Genomic DNA, 12,669 nt, shown 5'->3' on the forward strand with positions numbered 1-12,669 from the left:
GGGATGTCAGCGCGCAAGTCGGACGAATGTTCACCGAGAGTTGATCCAGGTCTTGTCGAAAGACGCCCCCCTCCCCTAACCCGACGCGATGACCGACCTTCCCGCGACCGAGACCGAAGCCGCTGCCGAGCTGGAGACGCTCGCCGCGCAGATCGCGTATCATAACGCGCGCTATCATACCGACGACGCGCCCGAGATCAGCGATGCCGACTATGATGCGCTGGTGCGGCGCAATGCGGCGGTCGAAGCGGCGTATCCGGCTGCGGTGCGGACTGATTCGCCGAGCCGGACGGTGGGTGCGGCGCCTGCTGGGCATCTCGCGAAGGTCGCGCATGCCAAGGCGATGATGAGCCTCGACAACGCGTTTGCGGACGAGGAGGTCGAGGAGTTCGTCGCGCGTGTGCGCCGGTTCCTGAAGCTGGCGGACGACGCGCCGGTGGCGCTGACCGCGGAGCCGAAGATCGACGGGCTGTCGTGTTCGCTGCGGTATGAGGATGGGCGGCTGGTCCAGGCGTTGACCCGCGGCGATGGGCAGGTCGGCGAGGACGTGACGGCGAACGTCCGCACGATCGGCGATATTCCCCAGCAATTGCACGGCGAAGCGCCGGCAGTCTTCGAGGTTCGTGGCGAGGTCTATATGGCGAAGGACGACTTCGCCGCCTTGAACGCGCGGTTGCTCGCCGAGGCCGAGGAGACCGGCAAGGACGCACGGCAGTTCGCCAATCCTCGCAACGCCGCCGCCGGGTCGCTGCGCCAGAAGGACGCGAGCGTCACCGCGAGCCGCACGCTCCGGTTCCTCGCGCATGGCTGGGGCGAGGCGAGCGTCGTGCCGGGAGAGACGCAGGCCGAAGTCGTCGACACGTTGCGCGGCTGGGGTTTTCCGATCGCCGAAGGGTTCGCGCGGGTCGAAGGAACGGCCGCGGCGCTCGACGTGTACCGTAAGATCGAAGCCGAACGCGCCGACCTGCCGTTCGACATCGACGGCGTGGTCTACAAGGTCGATCGGCTCGACTGGCAGGCCCGACTCGGTCAGGTCGCCAAGGCGCCACGCTGGGCGATCGCGCACAAATTCCCTGCCGAGCGGGCGCAGACTTTGCTCGAAAAGATCGACATCCAGGTCGGACGGACTGGCGCGATGACTCCGGTCGCGCGGTTGTCGCCCGTGACCGTCGGTGGCGTCGTCGTAACCAACGCGACGCTGCACAATGCCGACGAGATCGAGCGGCTCGGCGTGCGCCCCGGCGACCGCGTGCTGGTCCAACGCGCCGGTGACGTGATCCCGCAGATCGTCGAGAACCTCACGCCCGAGGCCGAGCGCGAGGCGTATGTCTTCCCGCATGTCTGCCCCGAATGCGGGTCCGCTGCCGAGCGCGAGGAAGGCGAGGTCGTCTATCGCTGCACCGGCGGGCTGATCTGCCCGGCGCAACGCGTCGAGCGGCTGATCCACTTCGCCTCGCGCCACGCGTTCGACATCGGCGGGCTCGGCCAGACGCTGATCGAGGCGTTCTTCCGCGACGGACTGATCGAATCGCCCGCCGACATCTTCCGCCTGACCGAGGAACAGCTCGCCGCGCGGAAAAAGGACGGGCGGGTGTGGGCGGCGAAGGTCATCGCGGCGATCGAGACCAAGCGGACGATTCCGCTCGACCGGTTCCTGTTCTCGCTCGGCATCCGCCACGTCGGCGAGATTACCGCGCGCGACCTTGCGCGACGCTATGTATCCGCGCGCGCGCTCGGCACGGTGCTCCGCCACGCGGTGTTCCTCCGCGGCCAGATCGAACCGGTGATCGGCGAACCCGAGCGCAAATTCGTCCTCCGCCGCGACAAGCTGCTGGTCGGCGCGATCGAAACCGCGGGGATCGGCCCCGAGGTCGCCAGCGCACTGGTCGGCTTCTGCGCCGAGCCGCACAATCGCCGCGTCGTGTTCGACCTGTTGCGCGAAGTGAAGCCCGCGGACGTCGTCCACGAGACCCGCGAGTCGCCGGTAACCGGGCAAATTCTGGTATTTACCGGCAGCCTGGAGACACTCAGCCGCGACGAAGCCAAGGCGCAGGCCGAAGCCCTCGGCGCCCGCGTCGCGGCATCGGTGTCGAGCAAGACCGGCCTCGTCATCGCCGGGCCGGGTGCAGGATCGAAGCTCAAGAAAGCCACCGACCTGGGGATACGGGTGATCACCGAAGCCGAATGGGCGGAGATCGTCGCCGCCAGCTAGGCGCTATCATGCCCCCGCCGGGGTTGGTTCCAGTCCCCCGGAATCGGTTCGATTGCGTGGCTTTTTTGCAACGCAACATCACCGAGTGACTCTATGACAATTCCCGACTCGCCAATGTAACATAACCGAAATATCCCGAGTGCAGGGGCACGGATGTGCGGTGGAAAGCCGACATCCAGAGCTACGAGCTCTAAGGGGACATTATTCAGATGCGTACCATGCTTGCTTGCGGCGTTGCATTAGCCGCGCTCATGCTTCCGGCCGCGGCCTTCGCTCAGTCGACCGGATCACAGTCGTTCGACGAAACGGGCGAAATCGTCGTCAGCGGCAAGAAGGACAAGGCCGTCGGCGGTGTCGAGATTCCCGACTCGCCGAAGCCCAAGGTCGTCATCACCAGCGAGTTGATCCAGCGTCAGCGCCCTGGCCAGTCGGTCAACGAGATCATCAACCTCGTCCCCGGTGTCAGCTTCACGAACAACGATCCTTGGGGTTCGTCGGGCGGTTCGTTCACGATCCGCGGTTTCGATTCGTCGCGCATCTCGCAGACGTTCGACGGCATCCCGCTGAATGACTCGGGCAACTATGCCATCTATACCAATCAGCAAGTCGACCCCGAACTGATTTCTAACGTCAACGTCAACCTGGGCGCGACCGACGTCGACAGCCCGACCGCCTCGGCAGTCGGTGGCACCGTCAACATCAATACGCTGAACCCGAGCGAAGTACTGAGCGGCATGGCTGTCGCCAGCTATGGCAACATCGTCGCCGACGGCGCAGGCGACCGCCCCTACACGCGCGTTTTCGGCCTGATCCAGACCGGCGACATTACCGGCCACGGCACCAAGGCCTGGTTCGCGGCATCGAATGCGCACAACGAGGCAGCGTTCGCGAACTACGGCGTCGTCCAGAAGTCGCAGTACAACGCCAAGATCCGCCAGGACATCGGCAGCAACGGCGACTTCATCTCGCTGGCAGGCAACTATAACGTTAACCGCAACAACTTCGGTGGCTCGCCGCTGAACGCTGCGTCGTTCGGCAACGACAAGTCGGTGCGGTTCTACGACATTCCCGGCGGCATTCCCTGCAACGTCAGCTTGAACGGCACGCCGAACACGTGCGGCACCTCGTTCGAGCGTCGCTACAACCCGTCGAATAACGGCAATGCGCGCATCAACTCGCGCTACACGCTGGCAGAAGGCCTGATCCTGTCGCTCGACGGCGCGTATCAGTATGTGAAGGCAAACGGCGGCGGCACAGTGTCGGCCCGCGAGAGCGCCTTCACGCAGAACGGCCAGAGCTTCACCGGCTATTTCCCGTCGGCGATCGGCAACACCGGCGCACCGATCCCGTACTATAACGCGGATCTTAACGGCGACGGCATCATCAGCCCCACCGGTCGGGTAACCGTCCTTCAGCCAAGCCAGACGCAGACCAACCGCTATACCGGCGTTGCCAACCTCGCGTACGATCTGGACCCGAACAACCGTGTCCGCCTGTCGTATACGTATGACCGCGCCCGCCATCGCCAGACCGGTGAAACCGGTGCGCTGGATATCGGTGGCGAGCCGTCCGACGTGTTCCCGGTCAACAATCCGCTGACCGATGGCGCCGGCAACGTAGTGCAAAAGCGCGACCGCAAGTCGTTCGCGACGCTGAACAAGGTCGCCGCCGAATATCGCGGGCAGTTCATTGACGAGAAGCTGACGTTGCTGCTCGGCGTGAGCGCACCGTTCTACAAGCGCGATCTCAACCAGTATTGCTACACGACGTCGCTCAGCGGCAACGTTAACTGCGTTGCCGGCGGCAACGCCGCTGCCTTCCAGGCCGCCAATCCGTACACGACGACGGCAACCGGTGCACCACGGGGTGCAGCGCCGCCGCAGTCGCGGACGTACAAGTACGACAAGATCCTGCCGAACGTCGGCGCGACGTTCCGCCTGACCCCGGCGGTCAGCGTCGCAGCGAGCTTTGCCCAGAACCTCTCGGTTCCCGGCACGGACACGCTGTACAACTCGCTGTACGTGCCTGCGACCAACTCTGCAGCCCGGCCTCGGCCCGAAACGTCGAACAGCTATGATCTGAGCCTGCGTTACCAGCGCAGCATCGTCCAGGCAGCGCTGACCGGTTGGTACTCGACCTACAAGAACCGCATCGTATCGGCTTATGACCTCGACTGCGATTGCTCGGTCGACACCAATCTGGGCGAAGTGAAGAAGTACGGCTTTGATGCCAGCGTATCGGTTCGTCCGGTTCCGCAGGTTCTCGCCTATGTCTTCGGTTCGTACATCAAGTCGGAAATCCAGGACAACGTCGCCACCGGGGCAACGACGTTCGCCGCCACCGCGGGTAACTACGAGCGTGCCGCACCGAACTGGCTCGCCGGCGGACGTCTTCAGGGCACCATCGGCGATCTCGATCTTGGCGCACAGGTCAAGTACACGGGTCGTCGCTTCCTGAACGATATCAACACGGTAAAGTTTGGCGGCTACACGGTCGTCGACCTCGACATCCGTTACTCGCTGGCGAGTGCAGGGCTCGCGAAGACGTATTTGCAGCTCAACGTCAGCAACCTGTTCGACGAGTTCTATGTTGGCTCCTTCAGCGGCAGCCTGTCGCAGCTCGGCACCGGCGCATTCGTGAACTTCGGTTCGCCGCGTGCGATCAGCGGATCGCTCATCGTCGGCTTCTGAGCCTTCGACATCGTGACGAGAAGAATCGCCGTCCCGGGTTCGGGGCGGCGATTTTTATGTCGGCGCCACACGGGCAACGCGCGCTTCGTAGCGACGGATATGCCGCGGGCGTTATGCCTTGGCAGGCTGGCAGGCCGCTACGAACTTTGTCCTTCGATATCGAGCAAGCGTAGGACTACGCGCTCCAGGTTTTGCGCGGTCTAGTTTCGCCGTGTAAGAGCGCAGGCCATAATGGCTACCTCTCCCGCCCCGCCTCCCGGCTCGTCCGCCTTGAACTCCGCCCGGCGTCTGCCCTTCACCGCGCGACCGTTCTTCGAGAACAAGGCGCGCGCGTTCTGGATCCTCCAGGCGGTCGGGTGGAGCGGGTATCTGCTGCTGCGCGGGGTGGTGTCGATCTCGAACGGGCTGTCGCTCGACGGGGTGATCCCGGTGATCGTCGAGGCGATCGTCGGATATTGCATCACGCTGCTGCTCTCGACGATGTACGGCCAGTATCGGCGGATGAACCGGCTGGTCGGGATGTTCCTGACGATCGCGACGCTCGCCGCGGCGACGTTCCTGTATGCGGTGCTCGACGCGTTCACCTTCTCGTTCATCGCGACCGCGACGCCGGGGGTGACTCTCACGCGGCTGCTGGGGTCGGTGTACGTTACCTTCACCGTGCTGTTCGGATGGTCGGCGCTGTATTTCGGGATCAACTTCTACCTGATCGTCGAGCAGCAGATCGACCAGATGGAGCATCTCGAGAACCAGGCGTCGTCGGCGCAGCTGGCGATGCTGCGCTATCAGCTCAATCCGCATTTCCTGTTCAACACGCTGAACTCGATCTCGACGCTGGTGCTGCTGAAACAGACCGAGCGGGCGAATGCGATGCTGAGCCGACTGTCGTCGTTTCTGCGCTATACGCTGGCGAACGAGCCGACCGCGCACGTCACCGTCGCGCAGGAGGTGGACCAGCTGAAGCTGTATCTGGAGATCGAGAAGATGCGCTTCGAGGACCGCATGCGGCCGAAGTTCGACATCGATCCGCGCGCCGAACGCGCGCGGCTGCCGTCGCTGCTGCTGCAGCCGCTGGTCGAAAACGCGATCAAATATGCCGTCACGCCGCAGGAGGAAGGCGCCGAAATCTGCGTCGAAGTGCGGCTCGCCGGGGAACGCGTGCAGATCGCCGTATCCGATACCGGTCCGGGCTTGATCGAGGGCAGGATCGGTTCAAGCCAATCCACAGGCGTGGGGCTCGCTAATATTAGAGACAGGTTGGCTCAGGCATATGGGCCCGACCACCGTTTCGAAACCCGCTCCACGCCCGCTGGCGGCTTCTCGGTGGAAATCGAGATTCCGTATCAGCTTGAAGACGTGAACAGAGAGGCCTCATGACCATCCGTACCATTCTCGTCGACGACGAGCCGCTGGCGATCCAGGGGCTGGAACTCCGACTCCAGGCCCATGAAGACGTCGAGATCATCGAAAAATGCTCGAACGGCCGCGAGGCGATTCGCGCGATCAAGACGCACAAGCCCGACCTGGTCTTCCTCGATATCCAGATGCCGGGGTTCGACGGGTTCTCCGTCGTGCAGGGCCTGATGGAGGTCGAGCCGCCGCTGTTCGTGTTCGTCACCGCGTATTCGGACCATGCGTTGCGCGCGTTCGAGGCTCAAGCGGTCGATTATCTGATGAAGCCGGTCGAGGAATCGCGGCTGGCCGATACGATCGAGCGGGTTCGGCAGCGTCTGTCGGAGAAGCGCGGCGTCGAGGAGGTCGATCGGTTGCGCGAAGTGCTCGCCGATGTCGCGCCGGATGCGGCGGCGGACATGCCGGATGGGGATGCCGTGTCGGCGAACCGGTTCGAGAAGCTCATCAACATCAAGGATCGCGGGCAGATCTTCCGCGTCGATGTGGATACGATCGAGCGGATCGATGCGGCGGGCGATTACATGTGCATTTATACCGGCGATAATACGCTGATCCTGCGCGAGACTATGAAGGATCTGGAGAAGCGGCTCGATCCGCGCAGGTTCCAGCGGGTGCATCGGTCGACGATCGTGAACCTGGATCTGGTGAAGCAGGTTAAACCGCATACTAACGGCGAATGTTTCCTGGTGCTGAATTCGGGTGCGAGCGTGAAGGTTTCGCGGTCGTATCGCGATGTGGTGGCGCGGTTCGTTCACTGAGTTTGAACGTCACGATCTCAAGCTCGCGATAAGTTAGGGCCACCCGTCATCCCGGCGAAAGCCGGGACCTCGCCGTTCCAAGGGTGCCCTTGCCGTACGAGGTCCCGACTTTCGTCGGGATGACGGGGGTGCGCTCTCTTAGCGGGCGCTTCCCCCGCTTCCCGTGGCGATTAACCAGTCCCTAAACCCCGCGGCGTAGAGCGGGGGGATGAAGACGTCGGGTTACGGCCTTTACCGCCACGCGCTGATCAGCCTGCCCGCTCTGGTGATGGCGACGTCGTGCGTGCCGGCGGATCGGCCGGCGGCGATCGCTCGGGTCCAGCCGGAGCGGAACTCGCGAGCCTTGCTGAGCCGGATGGCGTTGCACGTGCCCGATGATATTTCGGCGAAGATTGCGACGGCCGCGCCTGATGCGCCGTTTGCGGCTGCGGCGCCGTTCGTTGCTCCGCCGTTTTTGACGTCGCATTCCGTCGATGACGCTAGTCGTGCAGCCGACTGCCTGACTGCGGCGGTGTATTACGAGGCGCGGTCGCAGTCCGAAGACGGCCAACGCGCGGTGGCGCAGGTGGTGTTGAATCGGGTGCGCGACCGGGCTTTTCCGAACAGCGTTTGCGGGGTCGTGTACCAGGGGGCCGAGCGGCGGACCGGGTGCCAGTTCAGCTTTACCTGCGATGGCTCGATGAACCGTGCGCGCGAGCCGGGGGCTTGGGATCGCGCGCGGGCGGTGGCGAGCGCGGCGCTTGGCGGGAGCGTTTATGCACCGGTTGGGGCGGCGACGTCGTTTCATACGACGAGCATTTTGCCTTGGTGGGCGTCGAGCCTGGCGCGGATCACGACGGTCGGGGCGCATGTGTTCTATCGCTGGCAGGGGGCGTTGGAGCGAGCGCTGACGTTTCGGCAGGCTTATGCCGGGGTCGAGCCCGGGGTTCGGGGTGGTGGTTTCGCGAGCGATGGTGGCGTGGCGGCGGTCGCGGCGCAGGTTGCTGGCGTTTCGGTGCATTATGGTAATCGGGACGACGTTGCGGAATCGGGTGCGGAGCCGGGCGATGTGCTGCACGGGGTGACGGTGCACCGGGGGGTGTTGCGTTCTGTCTCGGCGATGGCGGGCGCGGCAGTTGTGCAGACCCGGTTGGTTTCTGGGGTCCGGGTTCACGTTCGTGGGCGGGCGGCTGCGATGATCGGCAGTGGTACCGCAGACGACGCGGTAGTGTCGGACGAAACCTAACCACTCTAAGGACACCACCCCGGCGGAGGCCGGGGTCCAATTGGGGAAAGTTGCTAACGGCGGATGGCGCTCCGTTACGACCACCTTTCCAATTGGGCCCCGGCCTTCGCCGGGGTGGGAGTAATGCGGGATAGTTTTGGTGGCGAGACTGCTCCCTATTGTTCCCCCGCGGAGGCGGGGGTCCAGGGTCTCGGGCGGTGGCGTTTGTGATCCTGGGCCCCCGCCTTCGCGGGGGAACTAGCCCCGCTCGATCGGAGGCTTCGGCTCCCGAAACGCCCAAACCCCGACCCTCGCAAAACCATGCTGCATCTGCTAACGGCACGCGCATGCTGAACCTGAACAATATCACGGTGCGCCTGGGCGGACGCGTTATCCTCGATGGCGCCACGGCCGCGTTGCCGCCGGGCTCGCGCGTCGGGCTGATCGGGCGCAACGGCGCGGGCAAGTCGACGATGGTGCGCGTGATCGCAGGGCAGCTCGAGCCCGACGACGGGTCCGCCGACATGCCGAAGGGCGCCCGCATCGGCTACCTCGCGCAGGAGGCACCGCACGGCGTGAAGACTCCGTTCGAGACCGTGCTGGAAGCCGATCTGGAGCGCGCCGCGCTGATGATCGAGAGCGAGACGAGCGAGGATCCCGACCGGCTCGGCGACGTGTACGAGCGACTGATCGCGATCGACGCGTACACCGCGCCCGCCCGCGCCGCGCAGATCCTGCTGGGTCTAGGCTTCGACGAGGACATGCAGGCGCGCACGCTCGACAGCTTCTCGGGTGGCTGGAAGATGCGCGTCGCGCTTGCCGCTCTGCTGTTCTCGCAGCCGGACCTGCTGCTGCTCGACGAGCCTTCGAACCATCTCGATCTCGAGGCGGTGATGTGGCTGGAGGACTTCCTCAAGGGTTACAAGGCGACGATCGTGGTGGTCAGCCACGAGCGCGATTTCCTTAACAACGTGGTCGATCACATTTTGCATCTGCAGGGCGGCAAGATCACGCTGTATCCGGGCGGCTACGACGCGTTCGAGCGGCAGCGTGCCGAGCGGCTCGCGCAGATCGAGGCGGCGCGCGCCAACCAGGCGGTCCAGCGCGAGAAGCTGCAGGAATATATCGCCAAGAATTCCGCGCGGGCCTCGACCGCGAAGCAGGCGCAGTCGCGACAGAAGATGCTGTCGAAGATGCAGCCGATCGCCGAGAGCTATAACGATCCGACGCTGTCGTTCGGCTTCCCCAACCCGACCGAACTGCGGCCGCCGCTGATCACGCTCGACATGGCGACGGTAGGCTATGCCGACGTGCCGATCCTGAAGCGGCTCAACATGCGGCTCGACCCCGACGACCGGGTCGCGCTGCTCGGGCGCAACGGCAACGGCAAGACCACGCTCGCGCGGCTGCTGGCGGCGCAGCTGACGCCTATGGACGGCGAGATGTCGTCGTCGGGCAAGATGAAGGTGGGATACTTCACCCAGTATCAGGTCGAGGAACTCGATCCGACCGATTCGCCGATTGAGCATATGTCGCACCTGATGAAGGGCGCGACGCCGGCCGCGGTGCGCGCGCAATTGGGGCGGTTCGGGTTCTCCGGCGACAAGGCGACGACCCGGGTCGGCAAGCTGTCGGGTGGCGAGCGGGCGCGTCTGGCGCTGGCGCTGATCACGCGCGATGCGCCGCACCTGCTAATCCTCGATGAGCCTACCAACCATCTGGACGTCGATGCGCGTGAGGCGCTCGTGCAGGCGCTCAACGCCTATACCGGCGCCGTGGTGCTGGTCAGCCATGACCGGCATATGCTGGAGCTGACCGCGGATCGGCTCGTGCTGGTCGATGACGGGACGGCGAAGGAGTTCGACGGCAGCCTCGACGATTACATCGCATTCGTCCTGAAGGGCGATGGCGGCAAGGGCGATGCGGCGTCGAAGGCCGACAAGAAGGCCGGGAAGAAGGCTGCGGCCGAGGCGAAGAGCAACGACGCGGCGTTGCGGAAGGCCCTGCGCGAGATCGAGGAGCAGACGGCCAAGTTCACCAAGGAGCGGAATGCTCTGGACCGCGCGATGGTCGATCCGGCGAACGCGGAGCCGCGGTTCTCGCGGATGTCGATGGGGGATTTGAGCAAGCGTCGCGCCGAGGTGCATGCGAAGCTCGAGGCTAGCGAGGCGAAGTGGCTCGAGGCTAGCGAGGCGCTGGAGGGCGTGGAGGCTTAAGGCCCCCCGCCCCGCGTAACGTCCCTCGCCCCTCGCCGTCATCCCAGCGAAAGTTGGGATCTCCCCATTAGGGTCGCAGCGTCCGCCAAGCGGGATACCCCAGCTTTCGCTGGGGTGACGGACTTTCGGTTGCGGCTGTATTGCCGCGACGTTCCGCGCTTCCATGTTCTCCCGCGAAGGCGGGAGCCCAGTCTGGGTCCCCGCCTTCGCGGGGAAACATGCTTGCCTTGGTTCGGAGGCAGGCTCCGAGCTCGTTGGGCTCAGCCCTCGTCGGTGTCCGCGCCTGATGCAGGCCGCTCGAACCACGCCTCGACCGGCCCGACCAGCTTGAGCGTCAGCGCGTTGCCGTTGCGGTCCACCTTCTTGCCGAGCGCGACTCGGATCCAGCCTTCCGAGATGCAATATTCCTCGACGTCGTGGCGCACCTTGTCCTTGAAGCGGATGCCGATGCCGCGTTCGAGCAGGTCCTGCTGGAAGAACGGGCTGCGCTGGTTGATCGACAGGCGATCGGGGGGCGTGTCGCCGGTTGCGGCCGGGGTGGCGGCGGCTTCGGTCTCGGGGGTGTTTGGCGTGTCGGTCATGGTCGCGCGTCTAGCGGCAAGCACCGGGGGCGCGCCAGAAAAAAGGCACCGGACGCAAAAGAAGCGCCGGGATTGCTCCCGACGCCTCTCCGCAACCTTATGATCGGATCAGCTGCAGACCTGAACCGATACCCGGTCGCCGTAATAGGGGTCGACGCGCCACTCGTTCCAGCACCGCGGACGGTAATCCTCGCGGTAGTAGGTGCGTACCGGCTCGGCGTAATACGCGCGCGGTGGGGGACCGCGGTAATAGCCGTCGTCGTAATAGCCGCGGTTGCGGTTGTTGTTGCTGGCGATCACTGCGCCCACGCCGAGACCCAGGATGCCGCCGAGCACCGCTGCGCCCGCCGCGTTGCCGCCACCACGATGACCGTGCCAGCCGCCGCCATAGCCACGCCCATAGCCCCCACGGCCCCAACGCTGCGCATCGGCCGGTGCCGCCGCGGTCAACGCGGTTGCGGCGAGTGCTACGCCCAAGCCTGCCTTCTTCAAAAATCCGTTCATCTCTTCCGAACTCCGTTACTAGTTACGCCCGGTCCGCTTGGGACAAACGCATAAGTGTCCGACCGTGTTTCAGCATTTAGGCGATTCGGTCTGAACTGGTTCGGAACGGCTTGTTAACCCACTGTATAGCTGGCGAAGGTGGTCCCGTGCGGGGACACGGGCGGCGCGGCACGGCTGGGCAATGTTTACGAATATCGGTTAGGGTGCCGCGATGCACAGGATGATGACGACGCGAGCGATCGCCTTTGCCGTGCTCGGCGGGAGTGCGGTGCTGATCGGTGGGCTGGCGCTGTCCGGGTCGCCGGTGAAGGTGCGGGCGGTCGAAGCACCTGCTCGGGTGGCGAAGGTCGCTGGACCGATTGCGAACGCGGCGCCGAAGCCGGTTGCGGTCGCTGCCGAGGAAGCGGTCGACGCGTATGTCGTGAAGCGGGTGCTGAATGTGCCCGAGCCTTTGCGGCACGGGGCGTATTACTGGGATACGGAGGGCGTGCCGGAGGGGCCGATCGTGATCACGGTCGATCTGGTGGCGCAGACCTTGTCGATCTTCCGCGCCGGGTACGAGATCGGGACGGCGGCCGTGATCTATGGCGCGGATGAGAAGCCTACCCCGCTCGGCGTGTTCAAGATCACGCAGAAGGACGCGCATCATGTGTCGAACCTGTACGGGGCGCCGATGCCGTACATGATGCGGCTGACCAATGATGGGGTTTCGATCCATGGCAGTAAGCTGATGGATGGGAAGTACGCTACGCATGGGTGCGTTGGGGTGCCGACTGCGTTTGCGAAGCTGATCTTCGAGCAGGTTAAGCTTGGGGATCGGGTGATCGTTACGAGTGGGGAGATGTTGGCGCGGGGTGGGCGGATTACTGCTGCTTGAGGGCGGGTGTAGTGAGCGGTAGCGCACCGTGCCCTCACCTTTCGACGCCTTCGGCGTCTCTTCCTCTCCCCGCGGGAGAGGAATTTGGAAACGCCTTCATATCCTGAAAATCGGCACCTCCCCGGCGGAGGCCGGGGTCCAGTTGGGGGACGTCGCTAACCAAGGTCAGCGCCCAGTTACTGCGACCTTTCCACCTGGGCCCCGGCCTTCGCCG

The 12,669-nt window shown here is 64.7% G+C and carries 9 protein-coding genes; 7 read left to right on the plus strand and 2 right to left on the minus strand.

Annotation, left to right across the window (positions count from 1 at the left end; genetic code table 11):
• Positions 1–88 precede the first annotated feature (88 nt).
• The 6 genes from ligA (at position 89) to IFT67_RS08085 (ending at position 10,493) form a co-directional block, all read left to right on the plus strand.
• Positions 89–2,212: an NAD-dependent DNA ligase LigA gene (gene ligA / locus IFT67_RS08060; protein ID WP_192146080.1), complete on the plus strand. Its 2,124-nt coding sequence runs from the start codon at positions 89–91 to the stop codon at positions 2,210–2,212.
• Between the two features lie 209 nt (positions 2,213–2,421).
• Entirely contained in the window at positions 2,422–4,902 is a 2,481-nt protein-coding gene (locus tag IFT67_RS08065; protein WP_192146082.1) for a TonB-dependent receptor, read from the plus strand.
• A 231-nt stretch (positions 4,903–5,133) separates the two neighbouring features.
• Positions 5,134–6,279, plus strand: a complete 1,146-nt coding sequence (locus tag IFT67_RS08070) for a sensor histidine kinase (RefSeq protein ID WP_192146084.1) — start codon at positions 5,134–5,136, stop codon at positions 6,277–6,279.
• On the plus strand, positions 6,276–7,073 hold the full coding sequence (locus tag IFT67_RS08075; RefSeq protein ID WP_031393111.1) for a LytR/AlgR family response regulator transcription factor: 798 nt from the start codon (positions 6,276–6,278) through the stop codon (positions 7,071–7,073). Before IFT67_RS08070 ends, IFT67_RS08075 begins: the two co-directional genes overlap by 4 nt.
• Before the next feature lie 208 nt (positions 7,074–7,281).
• Positions 7,282–8,298, plus strand: a complete 1,017-nt coding sequence (locus IFT67_RS08080) for a cell wall hydrolase (RefSeq protein WP_192146086.1) — start codon at positions 7,282–7,284, stop codon at positions 8,296–8,298.
• Between the two features lie 326 nt (positions 8,299–8,624).
• Positions 8,625–10,493, plus strand: coding sequence for an ABC-F family ATP-binding cassette domain-containing protein (locus IFT67_RS08085; RefSeq protein WP_056051982.1), 1,869 nt, complete (start codon positions 8,625–8,627; stop codon positions 10,491–10,493).
• Between the two features lie 260 nt (positions 10,494–10,753).
• On the opposite strand, the gene IFT67_RS08090 is transcribed toward IFT67_RS08085, so the two are convergent.
• Both IFT67_RS08090 and IFT67_RS08095 read right to left on the minus strand, forming a co-directional pair.
• On the minus strand, positions 10,754–11,074 hold the full coding sequence (locus IFT67_RS08090) for a DUF3297 family protein (protein WP_192146088.1): 321 nt from the start codon (positions 11,072–11,074) through the stop codon (positions 10,754–10,756).
• A gap of 108 nt (positions 11,075–11,182) precedes the next feature.
• The gene (locus IFT67_RS08095; protein ID WP_192146090.1) at positions 11,183–11,578 is read right to left on the minus strand and encodes a hypothetical protein; all 396 of its coding nucleotides are present in this window, start codon (positions 11,576–11,578) and stop codon (positions 11,183–11,185) included.
• A gap of 220 nt (positions 11,579–11,798) precedes the next feature.
• Between IFT67_RS08095 and IFT67_RS08100 the strand changes: the two genes are divergently transcribed.
• Positions 11,799–12,455, plus strand: coding sequence for a L,D-transpeptidase family protein (locus tag IFT67_RS08100; RefSeq protein WP_342450583.1), 657 nt, complete (start codon positions 11,799–11,801; stop codon positions 12,453–12,455).
• Positions 12,456–12,669: the final 214 nt, after the last annotated feature.

It is taken from the genome of Sphingomonas sp. CFBP 13728, assembly GCF_014841895.1.
GTDB lineage: Bacteria > Pseudomonadota > Alphaproteobacteria > Sphingomonadales > Sphingomonadaceae > Sphingomonas.

What these genes read in the sequence shown, in the direction of transcription:
- ligA (WP_192146080.1), top strand. Translation starts at nt 89, where the DNA reads ATGACCGACCTTCCCGCGACCGAGACCGAAGCCGCTGCCGAGCTGGAG.
- IFT67_RS08065 (WP_192146082.1), top strand. Translation starts at nt 2,422, where the DNA reads ATGCGTACCATGCTTGCTTGCGGCGTTGCATTAGCCGCGCTCATGCTT.
- IFT67_RS08070 (WP_192146084.1), top strand. Translation starts at nt 5,134, where the DNA reads ATGGCTACCTCTCCCGCCCCGCCTCCCGGCTCGTCCGCCTTGAACTCC.
- IFT67_RS08075 (WP_031393111.1), top strand. Translation starts at nt 6,276, where the DNA reads ATGACCATCCGTACCATTCTCGTCGACGACGAGCCGCTGGCGATCCAG.
- IFT67_RS08080 (WP_192146086.1), top strand. Translation starts at nt 7,282, where the DNA reads ATGAAGACGTCGGGTTACGGCCTTTACCGCCACGCGCTGATCAGCCTG.
- IFT67_RS08085 (WP_056051982.1), top strand. Translation starts at nt 8,625, where the DNA reads ATGCTGAACCTGAACAATATCACGGTGCGCCTGGGCGGACGCGTTATC.
- IFT67_RS08090 (WP_192146088.1), bottom strand. Translation starts at nt 11,074, where the DNA reads ATGACCGACACGCCAAACACCCCCGAGACCGAAGCCGCCGCCACCCCG.
- IFT67_RS08095 (WP_192146090.1), bottom strand. Translation starts at nt 11,578, where the DNA reads ATGAACGGATTTTTGAAGAAGGCAGGCTTGGGCGTAGCACTCGCCGCA.
- IFT67_RS08100 (WP_342450583.1), top strand. Translation starts at nt 11,799, where the DNA reads ATGATGACGACGCGAGCGATCGCCTTTGCCGTGCTCGGCGGGAGTGCG.